We start from the raw sequence: 16,009 nt of genomic DNA on the forward strand, positions 1-16,009 counted from the left end.
TCCTGCTCTCCCTCGTCATCGGATTCCAGGCCTTCATCAAGCTGATGGCGAATTCTTCGACTGGCGATTCCGTCGTCGCCCGCGTACTCCGTGTCTTGGACACGTTCACACCCACTCGCACGGTCCAGACGCGCAGTGAGATCGGCCGTCGAGCGGGCCTCCCGAGCTCGACCGCCCATCGCATCGTGAACGACCTGGTCGAGAGCGGTGTGCTGGAACGCGACGAGCACAACGGCATGCGGGTGGGTGTGCGCCTGTGGGAGCTGGCGACTCGGTCGTCCGACGCGCTCCGTCTGCGTCAAGCTGCGTTGCCCTCGATGGAGCGGGTGCAGGCGCGGATCGGGGAGCACACCCAACTCGCCGTCAGGGAGGCCGACGAGGCGCTGTTCCTGGAACGCCTCAGTAGCCCCGAGTCCGGAGCGAACATCACCAAGATCGCCGGCCGCCTTCCCCTGCACGCATCATCCTCGGGATTGGTTCTGCTCGCGTTTGCAGATCGCGCGACTCGGGAGCGGGTTCTGAGCCTACCGATGAAGCGTCTGACGAAAAGCACGATCACGGAGAGTTCCGACCTGCGGAGGAAGCTCAATGAGGTCCGCAGTGTCGGGTTCAGCATCGCTCCCGGTTACGTCGAAGAGGTCTCCACAGGTGTCGCAGTGCCCATCCGCGGCGAGCGCGGTGTCATCGCTGCGCTTTCGGTGGTCCTGCCCCGCGACTCCCCTACGGAAGGCCCGTTGGTGGCGATCATTCAAGCCGCGCGAGACATCGAACGCGCGCTCGGCGCTCATCGGCAGCGATCGATCGGATCCCCATTGAATGGGAATCTCGGTGGTGTAGCGCCCCGCTGATTGGAGACTGAGACGGGCCCGCAGGCCTCGAGAATCACGTCAGAGGAGACGACATGCCCGCTCCCAGCCGCACCCGGGTCGCCATCATCGGCGCAGGCCCCGCAGGCCTCCTTCTCTCGCACCTGCTCTCGAGCGCCGGGATCGAGTCGATCGTCATCGATTCCCGCACCCGCGAGGAGATCGAGTCGACCATTCGCGCGGGGATCCTCGAGCAGGGCACTGTCGAGCTTTTCGAGCAGACCGGCGCCTCGACGCGGGCGCGCGCCGAGGGGCACCGTCACGAGGGCATCGAGCTCCGCTTCGCGGGCGAAGGACACCGCATCGACTTCGCGGGGCTGACCGGACGTGCCGTATGGCTGTATCCGCAGCACGAGGCACTGAAGGACCTCATCGCCGCGCGCCTCGCCGACGGTCAGGACCTCCGCTTCGGGGTCACGGCGAAGTCGGTGGAGGATGCCGAGGGCGACCGCCCTCGTGTCGTCGCCACGGACGCGGCCGGCGAGCGGTTCGAGATCGAGGCCGATTTCGTCGTGGGCGCGGATGGCTCGCGCAGCGTCGCACGCGCAGCCGTCACCGGCTCGCGCTCGGGCGGATACTTCCGCGAGTACCCGTTCGCCTGGTTCGGCATTCTCTGCGAGGCACCGCCGAGCGCGGACGAGCTGATCTACTCCAACTCCCCCGACGGCTTCGCGCTCATCAGCCAGCGCAGCGACACGGTGCAGCGCATGTACTTCCAGTGCGATCCCGACGACGACCCCATGGCCTACAGCGAAGCGCAGCTGTGGGAGGAGCTGCAGAAGCGGGTGCCCGGCACCACCCTCATCGAGGGCCGCATCTTCCAGCGCGACATCCTGCGGTTCCGCAGCTTCGTGGCACACCACCTGCTGAGGGGGCGCGTCGCCCTCATCGGCGACGCCGCCCACACCGTGCCGCCCAGCGGGGCGAAGGGCATGAACCTCGCGGTCGCCGACGTGGTCATCCTCGCGAAGGCGCTCCGCGCCCTGCTTCTCGAGAACGACTCCCGTCTCATCGAGGCGTTCCCCGAGACCGCGCGACAGCGCATCTGGAAAGCGCAGCAGTTCTCGTGGTGGATGACGAGCCTGCTGCATGTCGCCCCGGACGCGACCGACTTCGACCGCCTGCGCCAACTCGGCGAACTGCGCACGGTCGTGGAGTCCGAGGCCGGACGCACCTACCTCGCCGAGGCGTATACGGGATGGCCGCTCGCCGGTCTCTGAGCGGGTGCCTCTGCTGCGCCGGCCTCGGCCGGCGCAGCAGGCGGCGTCGTCACGAGGCGGATGCCGCGTGGAAGCTGTGCGCGATCGCGATCGCCGAGGCCTCCGGCGAGGCGAAGAACTCGAGGACCGCACGGGCCGCCCCCGGATCATTAGAGCTCCGCGAGACGGCACCCGAGAACACGGTGTCGATCGCGCAGTCGTCGGGGAGCACCCCGGTCACCCGGATGCCCGGCTGGCCCACGAGCTCGCTGAGCTGCTGGAAGCCCAGATCGACAGATCCCTGCGCCAGCAGCTGCGCCACCGGCACGCCGGGGTGGGCCTGCAGGAGCTTGGGGCCGACGGCATCCGTGAGACCCCATGCCCGGATCATCTCGAGCAGCGCCGTACCGCTCGGCCCTGTCGAGTACCCGACCCTCGCCGCTGAGCGCAGCGCGTCGCGCACGCCGGCCGCATCCGCGAAGGCGGCTTCGTCCGGCCGCTCGGCTCGACCGGCGCCGCCTGCGGTCACGGCGACCGCCACCTGCGAGATCACGAGCGGTGTGAGCGAGTCGTCGTCGACATGCCCCTGGGCGGCGAGGGCGGAAAGGGCTCCGGCGGCGAGGAAGACGAGGTCGAATCCCTCGCCCTCGGCGACGCGTCGGGCGGCCTCGACCCCTCCCGTCGACTCGATGTGCACGCGCGGGAGACCCACCTCGGCCGCGGCGACCGTGAGATCGGCGAGCAGATGCCGGGTGGCCATCGACGACACGGCTCTCATGCGGCCTCGAAGGTCTCGGTGTCGACGTCCGCAGCGGGACCCGGCGCGTACCGCGGTCCGGAGACGGTGTCGGTGCCGATGAGCCGTCCCGCCCTGCGCAGGATCTCCGGCGGCACCTCGACGTCGACGGCGGCGAGATCCTCGCGCAGATGCGTCGGATCCGTCGTGCCGGGGATCGCGACGACGTGCTCTCCGCGCGAGAGCACCCACGCGAGGGCGAGCTGCGCGGGAGTGCACCCGGCCTCGTCGGCGAGCGCGTGCCAGTCCGGAAGCAGCGCGGCGTTGATGGGCCAGTGCTCGGGCTGGAAGCGGGGCATGGAGCGACGGATGTCGTTCGACGCCAGGTGCGCCGGGTCCGACACCCCGCGGCTCAGGAAGCCGCGGGCGACGGGCGAGAAGGCGACGAACGCCACGCCGGACTCGCGGGTGGCGTCGAGCATGCCGAGTTCGGGGTTCCGACTCCAGAGCGAGTACTCGTTCTGCACGGCGGCGATCGGAGCAGTCCGCTGCGCCTCTCGAAGACGCGCGACCGACACCTCCGAGAGCCCGATCGCGCCGATCCTGCCGTCATCGACGAGCTCCGCCAGCGCGCCGACGCTCTCGCCGATCGGCACCGAGCGGTCCCAGCGGTGCAGATAGTAGAGGTCGATGCGGTCCACGCCGAGGCGACGCAGCGATTCGTCGACCTGGGTGCGCAGGGTGTCGGGGCGTCCGTCGATCGTGCGCACGCCGTCAACGAGCGCCATCCCGCCCTTGCTCGCGAGCAGCACCTCGTCGCGCCGACCGGCGACCGCCCTCCCGACGAGCTCCTCGTTGCGACCGCCGCCGTACAGGGTCGCGGTGTCGAGCATCCCCACTCCCGCGTCGAGCGCCGCACACAGCAGAGCCAGGCCGTCCGCGTCCGACGGGGGCACTCCGTAGGCGTGGCTCAGCGACATGCAGCCGAGGCCGATGCGGGGCAGGATCACGCGAGCTGCTCCTCCAGCGCGCCGAGCACGCGGTAGCAGTCGATGACCTGACGCAGCGACGAGTTCGGCTCGCGTCCTTCGCGGATCGCGGCGACGAACTCGCGGTCCTGCAGCTCGATGCCGTTGAAGCTCACGGCCACCTGCGACACGTCGATCTGCTGATCCCTGCCGTCGTAGAGGTCGTCGTAGCGGGCGACGTACGTGGCGGTGTCTCCGATGTAGCGGAAGAACGTGCCGAAGGGCCCGTCGTTGTTGAACGACAGCGACAGCGTGCAGATTGCCCCGGTCTCGCTCTTCAGCTGGATCGACATGTCCATCGCGATGCCGAGCTCGGGGTGGATCGGGCCCTGGATCGCGTGCGCCTGCACGATGCGCCCCGCCTGGTAAGCGAAGAGGTCGACGGTGTGGGCCGCGTGATGCCAGAGGAGGTGGTCGGTCCACGAGCGCGCCTCGCCCTTGGCGTTCGTGTTCGTGCGGCGGAAGAAGTACGTCTGCACGTCCATCTGCTGCACGGCGAACTCGCCGGCGGCGATGCGCTCGTGCACCAGCTGGTGGGAGGGGTTGAACCGCCGCGTGTGGCCGACCATTGCGACGCGGTCCGAGGCCTCGGCCACGGCGAGGGTGGCCTCGGCGTCGGCCAGCGAGTCCGCGAGCGGGATCTCGACCTGCACGTGCTTGCCGGCCGCGAGCACCGCCTGGGTCTGTGCGGCGTGCAGTCCGGTGGGAGTCGCGAGGATCACGGCGTCCACGTCGTCGCGCTCGAACACGGCATCCAGCCCCACGACGGCGGTCGCGACGCCGTACTGCGCGGCGACGGCATCCGCCTTCTCCTGCGAAGTCGCGCTGACGACCGTCACCTCCGCGTCCTCGATGTTCGCGAGGCCGTCGAGGTGCTTCATGCCGAAGGCGCCGTTGGCGCCGACAACCGCGATTCGGATCTTGTCTGTCATGCGGGTTTCCTCCCGGGGCTCCGGTTCAGGACGTCAGGCGTTCGACAGCGCTGCCGTCGCCTCGGGCTCGCTCGAGCCCTCGGGCGCGGAGCTGCGCGTCGGCACGGCCGCATCGGCGTCGTCTTCGGCGAGGGCGGGCGTGCGGACCGGGTTCGACAGGACGAGGTGTCCGACCGCGGTGTTCGACGCGGGGACGTGATAGAACCGGTGGCCCACCTCGGGAGCCTCGCCGCCGAACTGGTCGTCCATCGCGCCGCGGGCGATGAGCCAGTCGACGAGCTCGATCCCCTCAGAGCCCGCCTCGTCGACGTACTCCATGTGAGGCCACTCCGTGAGTCCGAGCGGGTCCGCGATCAGGTGGTCGAGGAACGCGTTGTCCCACTCCTTGTTGATGAGTCCGGCGCGCGGCCCCTGCAGCTGGTGGCTCATGCCGCCGGTTCCCCAGATCTGCACGTTCAGCTCTTCGCCGTCCCACTTGTCGATCGCGCGGCGCAGAGCCTTGCCCAGCTCGTAGCAGCGTCGGCCGGACGGCACCGGGTACTGCACGACGTTCACGGCGAGCGGGATGACTCGGACCGGCCACTCCTCGACCTCGCCGTACACGAGGGACAGCGGCACGGTCAGGCCGTGGTCGACGACCATCTCGTTGACGAGGGTGAGGTCGAAGTCGTCCTGGATGATCGACTGCGCGAGGTGCGCGGCGAACTCCGGGTAGCCCTTCACATCCGGAACGGGACGAGGACCATAACCCTCGTCGGCGACCGGGTACTCGTCACCCGTGCCGAGGACGAAGGTGGGGATGATCGAGGCGTCGAAGGCCGTGGCGTGGTCGTTGTACACGAGGATCACGACATCGGGGGTGTTCTCCTTCGCCCATGTGCGGGTCCACCGGTAGCCGTCGAAGACCTTCTTCCAGTACGGCTCCTCCGTCTTGCCGAGATCCATCGCCGCACCGATCGCCGGGACGTGCGACGTGAACAGCGCCGAGGTGTAGCGGGCGGGGGCGTCCGGCCGGACGGCGGTCGCCTTCTCGGTCGACCGGGGCGTCCATCCGTCGAGGTCCTTCAGGCGGTTGCCCTCGGGGCGACGGCCGCCGGCGACCATCATGTCCCGGTACGCGGCCTCCGACATCCCGGTCATCGAGCCCGCCATCTGCTGGAAGCTGAGTCCGTGGGTCGCGCCGATCTTGCTGAGGAAGTAGATGTTCCCTCCCTCGGCGATCATGGTGTTAAGGTCCATGTCGAGCACCGCCTGGCGCTGCACCGGGTTCAGCGGCCACTCGTCGAGGTACGCCTCCTGATCCGCGAGGAACCGCTCCCGGTTCTCGGGCTTCATCAGCGACATCGAGAACTGGTTGAGGTGGTATCCCTTGCGCGCCTGCTCGGCGTCGTAGATCGTCGTGCCGGGGACGTCCTTGTACGGCTTGTCGAGTGCCATGGTCATTCTCCTTCTGGCCAGTACAGCCGCCGCGGGTTGTCGACGAGCAGCTGCCGCTGCAGGTCGGCGGTCGGGGCGATCTGCGGGATGTAGTCGACCAGGAGCCCGTCGTCGGGCATGTGGTCCTTGAGATTGGGGTGGGGCCAGTCGGTGCCCCACAGCACGCGGTCGGGGAACTCCTCGACCACGCGACGGGCGAAGGGCACGACGTCGGTGTACGCGTGCTGCTCGCCGTGCAGAGCGCGTGGACCGTCGATGCTGAGCCGCTCGGGGCACGACACCTTGGTCCACACGCGGGGGTTCTCGCGCAGGAAGCTCAGGAACAGCTCGAACTCCGGGCCGTCCGGATCCTTCGAGACATCGGGGCGACCCATGTGGTCGACGACGATATCCGTCGGGATGCCGGAGAAGAAGTCGTACAGCTCGGGGAGGTCGTCGGCTTCGAAGTAGATCACGACGTGCCAGCCGAGCGGCGCGACCTTCGCGACGATGTCTTCGAGCGAGTCGGTCGGCACCCGGTCGACCAGGCGCTTGACGAAGTTGAAGCGCACGCCGCGCACACCCGCCTCGTGCAGCTCGGCGAGCTCTTCGTCGGTCACATCGCGCCGCACGGTCGCGACGCCCCGGGCGCGGCCCTCGCTGCGGCGGAGGGCATCGAGGAGTGCGCTGTTGTCGGCGCCGTGGCAGGTGGCCTGCACGATCACGTTGCGGTCGAAGCCGAGGTGGTCCCGCAGGGCGAACAGCTGCTCCGCCGACGCATCGCACGGTGTGTACTTGCGTTCCGGCGCGTAGGGGAACTCAGCCCCCGGCCCGAACACATGGCAATGCGCGTCCACCGCACCCTCCGGCACCTGGAACATCGGCGTGCTGGGGCCGTCGTACCAGTCCAGCCATCCGGCGGTCTTCTCGAAGCCGCCGCTCGTGTCTCCGTGCGACACGTCAGTCCTCCCGGTACTCGAGGCCGGCGGCGGCGAGCTTCTCGCGCATGCCGTAGATGTCGAGGCCGAGCATGCCCTCGCGGAACTTCTCGCGCTTGGCCTCTTCGTTGTCCTCGCGTGCGCGGCTCGCGTCGGCGACCGCTCCGACCAGCGCGCGCGGCACCACGACGACGCCGTCGACGTCGGCCACGACGACATCACCCGGGTTGACCAGGGCATTGGCGACCACCACCGGGACGTTCACCGAGCCGAGCGTCGCCTTGACCGTCCCCTTGGAGTGGATCGCCCGCGAGAACACGGGGAAGTTCATCCGCTCAAGGTCGGCGACGTCTCGAACTCCGCCGTCGATCACGAGCCCCTTGCACCCGCGCGCGGTGAGCGAGGTTGCGAGCAGCTCGCCGAAGAAGCCGTCCTCGCTCTCCGTCGTACAGCCCGCGACGAGGACATCACCCGCGCTCACATGCTCCGCCGCGACGTGGAACATCCAGTTGTCACCTGGCTGCAGGAGCACGGTCACCGCGACGCCGCACAGCTTCGCTTCGGGATATACCGGACGGATGTAGGGGCGGAGAAGCCCGACCCTGCCCATCGCCTCATGAATGGTGGCGACGCCGAACTGGGAGATCCGCTCGACGTCGTCAGGATCGGGTCGCTCGATGTTCGTGTGGACGATACCGAGGTCGTTCAGGCGCATGGCGTACCTTTCAGAGCCCGCGGGCGGTCAGTGCTCGGTCGAGCCGCGGGTAGACCCGGCGGGCGTTGCCCTCGAAGACGGCGAAGCGCTCGATATCGGTCAGATTCGGCGTCGCGTCGACATAGCGCCTCGTGTCATCGAAATAATGGCCGGTGCGCGGGTCGATGTCGCGCACGGCACCGATCATCTCGCTGGCAAACAGGATGTTCCTCGTCGGAATGACTTCGGCCAGCAGATCGATCCCCGACTGGTGGTAGACACACGTGTCGAAGAACACGTTGCCCAGAAGATGCTCCTCGAGCTCCGGCTTCCCCAGTGCCATGGCCAGTCCACGAAAGCGACCCCAGTGATACGGGACCGCTCCGCCGCCGTGCGGGATCACGAACTTGAGGTCGGGGAAGTCGCGGAACAGATCGCCTTTGAGTAGTTGCATGAAGGCAGTGGTATCGGCACCGAGATAGTGGTCGCCGGTTGTGTGGAATACCGGCTTGCAAGACGTGCTGACGTGGATCATGGCCGGCAGCTCGTACTCCACGAGCTTCTCGTAGATCGGGTACCAGGATCGATCCGTGAGCGCGGGAGCCGTCCACAGCCCGCCGGCCGGGTCGGGGTTGAGATTGACCGTGACGACGCCGAGCTCTTCGACCGCACGCGTAATCTCGGCGACGCTCGTCGCGGGATCAGCCCCTGGGGATTGCGGGAGCATCGCGCCGGGGAGGAACCGGTCAGGGAAAAGCTCGCTCACCCGGGCGCACAGGTCATTGCAGATGCGCGCCCAGGTCTCGCTCACATTCAGATCGCCGATGTGGTGCGCCATGAAGGACGCGCGAGGGCTGAACAGGGTGAGGTCGCTGCCGCGGTCGTTCATCAGGCGAAGCTGGTTCGCCTCGATCGTCTCGCGGATATCGTCGTCGTCGATGCGGAGAGCAGCCGGATCGGGGGATTCTCCGTCGCCGTTCGTGAATGCGATCTGCAGATCCCGCCACGCACCGAGTTGAGCGGGGGCTGTCGTGTAGTGCCCGTGTACATCGATGATCACGGCGTGTCGTCCTTCTCACTGGAGGTGTGAATACTTCGAACGTAGATCGCCGCCGCTCAGCAGTCCAATAGATGCGTGCCGCCACCCGCATAGATAGGGTCTATTCGTGGACATCGTCGATCTGAACCAGCTACGCACCTTCGTCGTGCTCTACGAAATGCGCAGCGTGACCGCCGCGGCCGCGCGGCTTCATGTGACGCAGCCGACGGTGAGCTATACGCTGCGCCGTCTGCGGGAGCGCTTCGAGGATGACCTCTTCCGACGCGAGGGGCACGACATGGTCCCGACAGCCAGGGCGACAGCCCTCTTCGTGCCGTTGCACGAAGCACTCGCGCAGATCGACTCCGCGGTGGGCGACCCCCGTACGTTCGAGCCCGCAGGCTTTCGCGGAGAGCTCGTCATGGGGCTCACGTCCATCGGCGAACAGACGTTTCTCCCGCCGGTGATGGCCGCCCTGGCTCGACAAGGGTCTCGCCCCCACCTGAAGGTCGAACGACTAGACGCGGACCACGTGGAAGATGGACTCACCCGAGGCAAGATCGACCTCGCCATGACCGTCTCGATGGTCGGCAGCCCACGGCTGTGGCGCACGCACGTGCGCGCCGTGGAGTACGTCGCGCTCTCCTCGACGCGCCACCCCTTACCACCGACTGCTCCTGACATGTTCGACGGCCGACACTTCATCCGAGTGTCCGCCCGCGGGGGTCATGTCTTCCCGCTGCAGGCGTTGATCGAGCACGGACTGATGTCGCAGGTATCGCTCACCGTGGAGGAATACGCCACCGTACCCGCCGTGGTTCAGACGACCGACCTGGTGGTTTTGCTGCCGCGGCACGTCGCCGAGGTCTTCCGCGGATGGTTCCCTGACCTCGACATCACTGACCTCCCGTGGCCAGGACAGAGCACACCGGTTTCGCTGTACACCAGACGGGAGGCAGCACTATCCCCCGCGCAGAAATGGTTCCGGGAGCTCGTACGCGAGGCAGTGAGCACAGAGGAGTATCGACGCGCGCCGGCGGACGCCCTCTAAGGCTGCCGCTTTCGACCCCAACTCGCCTTCGTGGGGGCGAACGGACTCCGCACGTGGATCGACCAGGTCGAGTGCGGGTGTATCGAGAGAATCGCCTGCTCGTACCACGCGCGGGCATCCGGGTCGAGAGCAGCCAGGACGGCGTCCTTATCCACGTCATCCTCTGGTCGTGGTCGAAGCGCCTTCCACACGAGCTGCACCTCGGGAGCACCGGTGGGAACGCCGCCGATGTCGCGGACGGCACGATCCCACGGCAGCTGGAGCCGGGGGTCGCGCTTGTATACCCAAGCACGCTCCCCGCCGTCCTCGACGTTCACCTGGAGCACCCATTCCGTCGAAGAGTCATTCAAGATCTTCACACGATGAACGTCAGCGTCTTCGGGGACATCCCGGAAGAGGAGATGATCACAGTCATCGCCGATCGCCGCCCACGCGCTGAAGCGATCCGGCAGAGCTCGCACCAAAGCGGGCAGATCGTCACGGATAACGCTGATGTCGACGTCACCGCGCTTTCTGATCTCGCGCCCGACCCACCGGTCGAGAGCCACCCCTCCTGACAGCCACCACCGGATTCCCGCCGCGGACAGCAGATCGACGATCTCGCCCGCTGCGAGCGGTCGCCAAGGGGCGTCGGAGTGCGGGGTGGAGTCAGCCATGCGTCGAGAATAGGGCAAGAGCGGTGCCTTGTGATGAGCGGTCGGCGTCTATTCTCGGCAGGTGGTCAGCGACCGGACACCCTGCCGAAGAGCTGCGCGATCCCCGCGATCACCACGGGTCGAGCGGCGACAACGCCACCGCCCATCACCGCGAGCGACGCCAAGAACAGCCCGAGGCCGAGCCAGCTCGCCGAGTCGTCGGCTGCGTAGATGTGGTTGAGGTTGCGCAGAGCCCCTGTCGCGAGGACGAGATCCCCGGGAATGATCTCGATTTCGAGGGCCCGGATCTCGGCGATGTCCTTCTGCTTCGACGACGATGCGGAACCGATGGCGGCTGGACGAAGCAGCACATTCACGGAGGCCCCGGGCACATCAGCCGCCCGGCGGGCGACGTTGCGCAGAACCGGCATCCCCAACTCCCCCGCTCCGATAACGAGGATCTTCCGCGATGATCCTTCCCGGTCTTGCGTGGTCATGTGCGTTCCATCCTCGGCGTCCCGCAGGTCGGTGCCGAGTTCAGATACGAGCGTAAACCTTGACATCATTGTCAAGGTTTAATCTCGTCGATAGAGTGCTTGTGGGGTTCTCGGGAGAGCGACGGCGAACCCCGCGCATCAGCCCGGGTGCAGCTCAGTCACCACTAGCTCCGTAGGCGCAGCGTCACGGTCCCAGAGGCCTGCGAAGGACTCCGCCAGAATGCCTTCGATGCCGGCTAGGGATCTGACGCGGAACACCGCGCCGAACGACCTGACCTCGCCGTGATCATTCAACCCGTGCGCTCGAAGACCATGGTCGACAGCAAGCATCCAGGTCTCCGCTGCCGACTTGAGGGCGGCGTAGTTCGCAGAACCGCCAGTCGGGCGGGAGACGACGACGGAAGAGACGATCGCCGTGCGACCGGCCGAGGACAGTCTCAGATCAGTGTCGAACGCTCGCGACACATGCCTCAGGGCACTGAGACTCGACTCCAACGATCTGTACGCCTCGTCGGTCTGCCCGGCAAGACCACCGCCCCCGCTCCAACCGCCGACGAGATGGAGCACCCCGTCGACCGGCCCCCACGTGTCGAAGACTCGCTTGCGTAGCTCTGCGACCGATTCCTCGTTCGTGAGGTCAGCCCGCTGTACGTGCGCGTGCGGGAGTTCGTCTCGGCATCGAGCCAGCTTCCCCGCATCCCGACCAACGATGATCACTTGTGCGCCGCGGTCGAGAAGCGCCTTCGCGGAGGCGAATCCCGAAGCGGAGGTGCCCCCGGCGAGCAGCACGAGCCTGCCGGAAACGGGATGTTCGAGAGCGGTCTTCATCTGAGTTCCTCGTTCGTTCAATGCGACCCGCTTCTGCGGAGCGTTCTAGGAATCAGCCGCGGCGCCTTGCCGAAGTGCAGGAACCTGTCGAAGCGCAGGAACGCCATCTCCGCTCCGCTCCTGTGCGACCAGCAACGCATCGACCACGAACGCGGCTCCCGTGGCCGGTTCGATGATCAGTGGGTTGAGGTCGCCCGCAGCGAGGGTGTCTTTCAGATCGTCTGCCATCCACGAGAGCTTCACGAGGAGGTTGACGACGGATCCGACGTCAACGACGGGATGAAGGTTCCGGAACCCATCAAGGAGCTGTGAGAGTCGAGTACCGTCGAGTAGTCGGTGCGCTGACTCCGGCGAGAGGGGCGCGATCGCGTACTCCACGTCGTCGAGTAGCTCGACCAGCACTCCGCCTATGCCGATTCCTACAGCCACGCCGATGTCAGGGTCCGAGACGAAGCCGAGGAACGCTTCGATGCCCGCAGGGATCTGTCTCTGCACCTCGATGCCGCGAATATCAGCATCGGGTCGATGGCGATGCACGGATTCGAGAATCGCCGCCCACGCATCGCGCAGTTGCCCCTCGTCCTGCAGGCCCAGCGCCACGCCACCGACATCTGAACGATGGGTGATGTCGGGAGAGTCGATCTTGGCCACGACCGGGTATCCGTTGCGCTCGCACCACCGGACCGCCTCGTCCACATCGCCGAACGAGTGCGAACTGACGGGACTGATCCCGTAGGCACCGAGAACCCGTCGCATGGAGTCCCGGTCGAGCACGCCCGAGGTGCGGGCGAGAGAGTCGCGGATCTCTTCAACGATCGCAATGCTGGGAACCGACGATGGGCGGTCGAGCAGGCGCGGGCCTTGTCCCGAAACCCGAGCGGCTGCGCGGACGGCCGTCAAGGCGTTGCGGAGACCCCGGAGCACCGGGATGCTCGCGTCGGTCGCCGGCACCCGCACTGGATGCACCGTCATCGAGGAGCTGGAGGCGAGGAGCACGGGCACGTCGGCCTCAGCATTCAGAAGCGTGAAGGCGTCGACGATGTCGTCTTCGTACTCCAACTCGATCGCAGACAGGCTCGACTGCGCGTCGATGACGCCGAGTACGACGTCCACGCCATCGTCCTCACTGACGATCTGCAGGGTACGGCGGAACGTCTCGTCGTCCGCGTCCGCGCTCCCCCACGCATCGAGCGGGTTGATCGCGTGCATGTCCGGAAGGACTTCCTCGAGTCGCCGCTGCGTCTCCGGCGAGAACCGCGCCAAAGTCGCGCCCACCTGTTCCGCCAGATCGGCTGCCAGGGCCGCCTGCCCCCCGGAGAGAGTGACAATCGCGGTCCGCCCTGCTCCGATGGCTTGCCAGTCGACGCGGGCGAGCAGATCGATTGCGGCTGCCAACTCGTCATAGTCCGCCAGGAGGGGCACGCCGATCTGCTCCATGTAGGCGTCGATGACCGTTCGGTTGCTGAGCATCGCTCCGGTGTGCGCGAGAGTCGCCGCCCGCCCTGAGTCGGACGAACCCACCTTCAACGCCACGACCGGCTTACCGGCCTCCCGTGCGGCTTCGACGGCCCGCGCCAGGCCGTCGGAGTCGTACACCGACTCCAGGATGAGTGCGATGACGCCTGTTCTGGAGTCCTCTGCGAGATATCGCACGTAGTCGGCGGTGGTCAGGGCCGCTTCGTTTCCGGTCGACACGATGTGGGAGAAGCCGACGCCGCTCGTCGACCGCGCGACGAAGATCGCCCCCGACCCCGACTGCGAGACGATGGCGACGTTTCCGGCGGGAAGGTCAGCCAGGATCCCCTCGTCCGCCCACAGCATCGTACGGTCGTGCACGTTGATCAGTCCCATGCAGTTCGGCCCATGGATGTGCATGCCGGAGTCGCGCGAGAAGTCTTTGATCGCCCGGATCTCGTCGGGGGTGAAGCCCACACTCATCACGAGTCCTGCCGTGACACCGACAGCGGCGAGGTCATGCAACGCAGGGAGCACGGCGCCTGCGCGAAGAGTCACGACGGCGAGGTCGGCGCCGGCCGCCTCGCTCACGTCTGAAAGCGCCTCGATCCCCTCGATCGTGCCACCAGTCCGGCTGAGGACATCGATCCGGCCCGTGAACCCCCCATTACGGAGGTTGCGGAGCACCTGGTTCCCGGTCGCGTCGGTCCGGGTCGAAGACGCGCCGACGACAACGACTCGCCTCGGGGAGACGAGTGTGATCAGCGGGATGAGATCGGCGAGCGACATGAGAACTCCTTTTATGTAGCACTAACTATATAAAAAACGCGAGGACGCGTCCAGCGACGGTGCCAAAGACCGAGCGGTGGTCAGCCCGGCCGCTCCGGGCCGACCACCGCTCAACTCACAGGCGCCTAGTCGGCGCTCCCGATGAAGGACAGTGAAGGAAGGTTGACGTACACCGAAGAGGTGATCACGCCGCCCAGACGATCGCTGACGAAGTTCACCTGGTAGGGATTGACGATGGAGATCGTCGCGGCACGCTCCTCGAAGCGATCCTGGATGTCGAGGGTGATCTCGGTGCGGCGCTTCTCGTCAAGTTCGCCGACGGCCTCACCGAACAGTCCCGCGAGCTTCTCGTCCACGTAGCCATCCCAGTTGTAGAGGCCGTCGGGCAGGTAGTAGTAGCGGATCGAGGCGAGCGGCTCCTGCACGATGTCGCCACTGCTGCTCAGAAGCAGGTCGCTGTCCCCACGCACGGACGGGTCGTACATCGCCTGGGCGTACTCAAGCGGCTGGAGCGCCCTGATCGAGACGCTAAGGCCCGCGGCCTCCGCCTGGGCCTGAACGAGCTGGCCGAGCTGAGAAGCCGTCTCGTCTCCGCTCGCCACGATCAACTCGATCTTCTGCCCCTCGGCTCCGGCCTCCTGCACCAGCCGCTTCGCCTTCTCCGGGTCGTAGCCGCGTTCGTCCGCGATCACGGACGTCCGCTTCTGCGTGCTCTCACGCACGGAGGCCGGCCACGAGTTGGGGCTGATCGCGGTGCTCCACGACCGGGCGGCACCGTGGAAGACCGTCTTCGCGATCGCGTCCCTGTCGATCATCTGTTGGAACGCCTGCCGCAGCGTGGCGTCGGTCGCGAGGATGCTGTCGGGGCTCGCAACACGGAGAGACCAGATCGTCGTGGTGTCGCCGTAGTACAGAGACCCGGTGTCGACGGCCTCCAAGGCAGGGATCGACGACGCGGGAATCTCCCATCCGCCATCGACTTCGCCGGTCGCCATCGCCTGAGTGAGCGCACTCGTATCGGTGATGAAGGTGAGGCGGACGTCGTCCACCTTTGCCGCTCGTTCTTCGTTCCAGTAGTTCTCATTCTTGACGAGCTGGATGTCGGTGCCGACGTTCCACTGGGAGATCTCGAACGGGCCGGAACACATCAAGCCGCCGTCGGGGGTGCCGAGCGCCTCCCCGGCCTTCTCGCTGAACGCCTTCTCCATGACGACACCCCCGACGCCGACCATCGTTGGCAGGAAGGTGGCATCGGGGGCACTGAAGTCGATCGCGACCTCCGTGTCGGAGATGGCCGAGATCGACGCCACGTTGGCGAACGTCGGCGCGAGGTAGGACGGCGGCGACGCCGCCCGGTTGAGGCTGTAAGCGATGTCCTCGGTCGTCAGCGGCGTCCCATCCCAGAACGTCGCGTCCGCACGGAGGGTGAACACCGCCCTCAGCGGGGACTCCTGGGTCACGGACGCGAGGCCGGGCACGATCGCCCCCGACTCGTCCACGGAGAGCAGGGAGTCGCAGACGCTGGTGACGACGGCCATCGCCGAATAGGTCGGGACGTTCGGCGGGTCCAGAGTGGCGGGCTCTCCGGACCCGAGGTTCCAGGTGATCGAGTCGACAGGCCCGTCCCCTCCCGGGGATCTGAGCACCGTCTTCACAGCGGCGTCCGGCGTCGTGTCCGGCGTCACCGCCGTACATCCGACCACCGAGCTCGCGGTCGCGATGCTGACGGCGGCGGCGAGTGCGGCCCTGCGCAGGGTCCGGCGCGATCGGTTCATATCGTGCTTCCTCTCGACGTTCATCGCAGAGCCCTCGGGACGGACTCCGGTTCCGTCATTGAACCGCAGATCGACCTTAATGTGGTGACTTTTATATAACGATCGCTCCGTCACGCGCATCCATGGCAATT

General features: G+C 67.0%; 16 protein-coding genes. 4 read left to right on the forward strand and 12 right to left on the reverse strand.

Annotation, left to right across the window (positions count from 1 at the left end):
* Positions 1-44: 44 nt before the first annotated feature.
* Both MRBLWH13_RS12835 and MRBLWH13_RS12840 read left to right on the forward strand, forming a co-directional pair.
* Positions 45-848 carry an IclR family transcriptional regulator gene (locus MRBLWH13_RS12835; RefSeq protein ID WP_341933408.1) on the forward strand — a complete coding sequence of 268 codons (804 nt, stop codon included), beginning with the start codon at positions 45-47 and terminating at the stop codon, positions 846-848.
* 53 nt (positions 849-901) lie between these two features.
* Positions 902-2,086, forward strand: coding sequence for a 4-hydroxybenzoate 3-monooxygenase (locus tag MRBLWH13_RS12840; protein ID WP_341933407.1), 1,185 nt, complete (start codon positions 902-904; stop codon positions 2,084-2,086).
* Positions 2,087-2,135: 49 nt separating this feature from the next.
* Here MRBLWH13_RS12840 and MRBLWH13_RS12845 read toward each other — a convergent pair whose 3' ends face one another.
* Genes MRBLWH13_RS12845 through MRBLWH13_RS12875 form a run of 7 tightly spaced genes read right to left on the reverse strand, consistent with a single transcriptional unit; the run spans position 2,136 to position 8,869 of the window.
* Complete coding sequence (locus MRBLWH13_RS12845; RefSeq protein ID WP_341933406.1) at positions 2,136-2,843, reverse strand: substrate-binding domain-containing protein; 708 nt, start codon at positions 2,841-2,843, stop codon at positions 2,136-2,138.
* On the reverse strand, positions 2,840-3,811 hold the full coding sequence (locus MRBLWH13_RS12850; protein WP_341933405.1) for an aldo/keto reductase: 972 nt from the start codon (positions 3,809-3,811) through the stop codon (positions 2,840-2,842). Before MRBLWH13_RS12850 ends, MRBLWH13_RS12845 begins: the two co-directional genes overlap by 4 nt.
* Positions 3,808-4,761 (reverse strand): Gfo/Idh/MocA family oxidoreductase, encoded by a 954-nt coding sequence (locus MRBLWH13_RS12855; RefSeq protein ID WP_341933404.1) that lies wholly within the window; start codon positions 4,759-4,761, stop codon positions 3,808-3,810. Before MRBLWH13_RS12855 ends, MRBLWH13_RS12850 begins: the two co-directional genes overlap by 4 nt.
* Positions 4,762-4,794: 33 nt before the next feature.
* Complete coding sequence (locus tag MRBLWH13_RS12860) at positions 4,795-6,198, reverse strand: protocatechuate 4,5-dioxygenase subunit alpha/beta (RefSeq protein ID WP_341933403.1); 1,404 nt, start codon at positions 6,196-6,198, stop codon at positions 4,795-4,797.
* Between the two features lie 2 nt (positions 6,199-6,200).
* Positions 6,201-7,136: an amidohydrolase family protein gene (locus MRBLWH13_RS12865; RefSeq protein WP_341933402.1), complete on the reverse strand. Its 936-nt coding sequence runs from the start codon at positions 7,134-7,136 to the stop codon at positions 6,201-6,203.
* A gap of 1 nt (position 7,137) precedes the next feature.
* Complete coding sequence (gene ligK / locus MRBLWH13_RS12870; protein ID WP_341933401.1) at positions 7,138-7,830, reverse strand: 4-carboxy-4-hydroxy-2-oxoadipate aldolase/oxaloacetate decarboxylase; 693 nt, start codon at positions 7,828-7,830, stop codon at positions 7,138-7,140.
* A 10-nt stretch (positions 7,831-7,840) separates the two neighbouring features.
* Positions 7,841-8,869 carry an amidohydrolase family protein gene (locus MRBLWH13_RS12875; protein WP_341933400.1) on the reverse strand — a complete coding sequence of 343 codons (1,029 nt, stop codon included), beginning with the start codon at positions 8,867-8,869 and terminating at the stop codon, positions 7,841-7,843.
* A 106-nt stretch (positions 8,870-8,975) separates the two neighbouring features.
* Here MRBLWH13_RS12875 and MRBLWH13_RS12880 point away from each other — a divergent pair, with 106 nt between their 5' ends.
* On the forward strand, positions 8,976-9,899 hold the full coding sequence (locus MRBLWH13_RS12880) for a LysR family transcriptional regulator (protein WP_341933399.1): 924 nt from the start codon (positions 8,976-8,978) through the stop codon (positions 9,897-9,899).
* Here MRBLWH13_RS12880 and MRBLWH13_RS12885 read toward each other — a convergent pair.
* Positions 9,896-10,249, reverse strand: a complete 354-nt coding sequence (locus MRBLWH13_RS12885) for a hypothetical protein (RefSeq protein ID WP_341955360.1) — start codon at positions 10,247-10,249, stop codon at positions 9,896-9,898. The genes MRBLWH13_RS12880 and MRBLWH13_RS12885 overlap by 4 nt on opposite strands.
* A 12-nt stretch (positions 10,250-10,261) precedes the next feature.
* Here MRBLWH13_RS12885 and MRBLWH13_RS12890 point away from each other — a divergent pair, with 12 nt between their 5' ends.
* Entirely contained in the window at positions 10,262-10,456 is a 195-nt protein-coding gene (locus MRBLWH13_RS12890; RefSeq protein WP_341955361.1) for a hypothetical protein, read from the forward strand.
* 164 nt (positions 10,457-10,620) lie between these two features.
* Here the strand turns inward: MRBLWH13_RS12890 and MRBLWH13_RS12895 are convergent, their stop codons facing one another.
* The 4 genes from MRBLWH13_RS12895 to MRBLWH13_RS12910 all read right to left on the reverse strand — a co-directional run bounded on the left by MRBLWH13_RS12895 (position 10,621) and on the right by MRBLWH13_RS12910 (position 15,878).
* Positions 10,621-11,031 carry a hypothetical protein gene (locus MRBLWH13_RS12895; RefSeq protein ID WP_341955362.1) on the reverse strand — a complete coding sequence of 137 codons (411 nt, stop codon included), beginning with the start codon at positions 11,029-11,031 and terminating at the stop codon, positions 10,621-10,623.
* A gap of 138 nt (positions 11,032-11,169) precedes the next feature.
* On the reverse strand, positions 11,170-11,859 hold the full coding sequence (locus MRBLWH13_RS12900) for an SDR family NAD(P)-dependent oxidoreductase (protein ID WP_341955363.1): 690 nt from the start codon (positions 11,857-11,859) through the stop codon (positions 11,170-11,172).
* A 45-nt stretch (positions 11,860-11,904) separates the two neighbouring features.
* Positions 11,905-14,103 (reverse strand): acetate--CoA ligase family protein, encoded by a 2,199-nt coding sequence (locus tag MRBLWH13_RS12905; RefSeq protein ID WP_341955364.1) that lies wholly within the window; start codon positions 14,101-14,103, stop codon positions 11,905-11,907.
* 125 nt (positions 14,104-14,228) lie between these two features.
* Positions 14,229-15,878 (reverse strand): ABC transporter substrate-binding protein, encoded by a 1,650-nt coding sequence (locus MRBLWH13_RS12910; protein ID WP_341955365.1) that lies wholly within the window; start codon positions 15,876-15,878, stop codon positions 14,229-14,231.
* Positions 15,879-16,009 lie beyond the last annotated feature (131 nt).

It is taken from the genome of Microbacterium sp. LWH13-1.2 (assembly GCF_038397735.1).
In the GTDB taxonomy this organism is placed as follows: domain Bacteria; phylum Actinomycetota; class Actinomycetes; order Actinomycetales; family Microbacteriaceae; genus Microbacterium.

Bases quoted from the DNA above. Each gene is read 5' to 3' on its own strand.
- MRBLWH13_RS12910 (WP_341955365.1), bottom strand. From the start codon at position 15,878: ATGAACCGATCGCGCCGGACCCTGCGCAGGGCCGCACTCGCCGCCGCC.
- MRBLWH13_RS12895 (WP_341955362.1), bottom strand. From the start codon at position 11,031: ATGACCACGCAAGACCGGGAAGGATCATCGCGGAAGATCCTCGTTATC.
- MRBLWH13_RS12855 (WP_341933404.1), bottom strand. From the start codon at position 4,761: ATGACAGACAAGATCCGAATCGCGGTTGTCGGCGCCAACGGCGCCTTC.
- ligK (WP_341933401.1), bottom strand. From the start codon at position 7,830: ATGCGCCTGAACGACCTCGGTATCGTCCACACGAACATCGAGCGACCC.
- MRBLWH13_RS12840 (WP_341933407.1), top strand. From the start codon at position 902: ATGCCCGCTCCCAGCCGCACCCGGGTCGCCATCATCGGCGCAGGCCCC.
- MRBLWH13_RS12835 (WP_341933408.1), top strand. From the start codon at position 45: ATGGCGAATTCTTCGACTGGCGATTCCGTCGTCGCCCGCGTACTCCGT.
- MRBLWH13_RS12905 (WP_341955364.1), bottom strand. From the start codon at position 14,103: ATGTCGCTCGCCGATCTCATCCCGCTGATCACACTCGTCTCCCCGAGG.
- MRBLWH13_RS12845 (WP_341933406.1), bottom strand. From the start codon at position 2,843: ATGAGAGCCGTGTCGTCGATGGCCACCCGGCATCTGCTCGCCGATCTC.
- MRBLWH13_RS12890 (WP_341955361.1), top strand. From the start codon at position 10,262: ATGAACGTCAGCGTCTTCGGGGACATCCCGGAAGAGGAGATGATCACA.
- MRBLWH13_RS12900 (WP_341955363.1), bottom strand. From the start codon at position 11,859: ATGAAGACCGCTCTCGAACATCCCGTTTCCGGCAGGCTCGTGCTGCTC.
- MRBLWH13_RS12860 (WP_341933403.1), bottom strand. From the start codon at position 6,198: ATGGCACTCGACAAGCCGTACAAGGACGTCCCCGGCACGACGATCTAC.